The organism is Kineococcus halophytocola (assembly GCF_041276425.1).
GTDB lineage: Bacteria > Actinomycetota > Actinomycetes > Actinomycetales > Kineococcaceae > Kineococcus > Kineococcus halophytocola.
Genome location: NZ_JBGFTU010000056.1, coordinates 1 through 1,449 on the forward strand (window position 1 = coordinate 1; position 1,449 = coordinate 1,449).

The following is a 1,449-nucleotide window of genomic DNA, read 5'->3' on the forward strand; positions in this document are numbered from 1 at the left end:
CAGGGCTCCGGCAAAGTCATTCAGCTGAGTCGCTGAAGCGTGCGGAGCGGTCGGGTCCGGTCGTAGGAGTGGTGCTCCAGCGCGGCACGGATGTTCCTCTGACCCAGCAGGCGTAGGGCGGTGATGGCCAGGTTCCGTAGGCAGGCCAGGACCGTGGCACCCTGACCCGTGCGGGCCCGGCACCGGTCCTCATCGAAGGCGGTGTCGCGGACGTAATGCAGTTGGTTCTCCACCGCCCAGTGCCGGCGGATCAACCCGGCCAACACGTCCGGCTGAAACTCCGCCATCGGCAGGGACGTGATCGCGTACACGATCTCGACGCTGTCCTGCCCGGGGCGCTGGTGCAGACCTCGACGTCGTCGCACGATCCTCATCGCCGTCCGCGCACCGGGAAAGTCCAAGAGCCCGCCGAGAGCGTCGCTGATCGTGGCCAAGGCGGTGTGGCGTTCTTCGATCCGACCGTGCCCGCGTTCGGTTCTAGAATGAGCGACCGGGATCTTTCCCCAGGGCAGCGCGGTGAGGTGGTCGTGCAGTTTCGGCTGGTTCCGTTTTACGGTGAACGCGTAATGCAGGCCCAGGTTGGTGATCGTGCGGGCACTCTCGCGTTGGGTGTGCAGGGCATCAGCGGTGATGACCGCCCCGGCCGGGAGGAGGTCGCGCTCGTGCATCGAGGTCACAAGGGTTGGCAGGTGGGTGATCTCGTTGGTCTTGGCATCCACGACCTGCTGTCCCAGGACGGTTGCGGTGTCGGTGTGGAACGCGGCCAGCAGGTGCGTGCTGGAACGCTCATCGGAGGCATTGGCTGAACGGGATCCGCGGACGGTCTTGCCGTCGATGGCGATGACGCAGACCGTGGAGTTCTTGGGACCGCAGGTGTCCGGGGAGTTGATGAACGTCTCCGCGGCGCGCAGGCGGGCTTGGCGGTGCTGGTGGAGTTCTTCGATGCGGTTCAGGTGTGCGGCCAGCCAGGTCGAGACGATGAGAGTGAACTCGTCGGGGTCCAGGGCTTGCAGGGTCCGGCGGAAGGTGGACTCGCTCGGGATCGTGGATCGATGGCAGTCCAGTGCGTGCAGGGTTTCGGGCAGGGCTTGGACGCTCCAGCGCCAGATCGCGGTATAGCCGCGGGCGCCGGTCAGTACCGCCATCACGGCCAGGGCCAGGACAGTGAAGAAGCGGTGGCGGACACCGCGGCGGGCTCGTGGGTCGGGGACCTGTGCCAGGGTCGCCAGCAGGCCCGACGTCGGATCGAGAGCTCCCTTCAGGTCTAGGGCGGGCGTGTCGGCGGGCAGGGTGATGGGGCAGGATGGAGCGGCGGGCATGGTTCCTCGGGTCGATCGCGTTGTGTGAGAACTCCATGATCACTGCCGGGGCCATGCCCGTCCCGGATGAGCCTTCACGGCGTGTCGTCCTTGACGCGCCTCACCTCACCGGACTTTGCCGGACCCCTGG

The 1,449-nt window shown here is 66.9% G+C and carries 1 protein-coding gene; it reads right to left on the bottom strand.

Annotated features, from left to right (window positions below):
- Positions 1-20 precede the first annotated feature (20 nt).
- Positions 21-1,319, bottom strand: a complete 1,299-nt coding sequence (locus AB2L27_RS20115) for an ISAs1 family transposase (protein ID WP_370443269.1) — start codon at positions 1,317-1,319, stop codon at positions 21-23.
- Positions 1,320-1,449: the final 130 nt, after the last annotated feature.

Excerpts from the sequence above, each read along its gene's own strand:
- AB2L27_RS20115 (WP_370443269.1), bottom strand. The coding sequence starts at position 1,319 with ATGCCCGCCGCTCCATCCTGCCCCATCACCCTGCCCGCCGACACGCCC.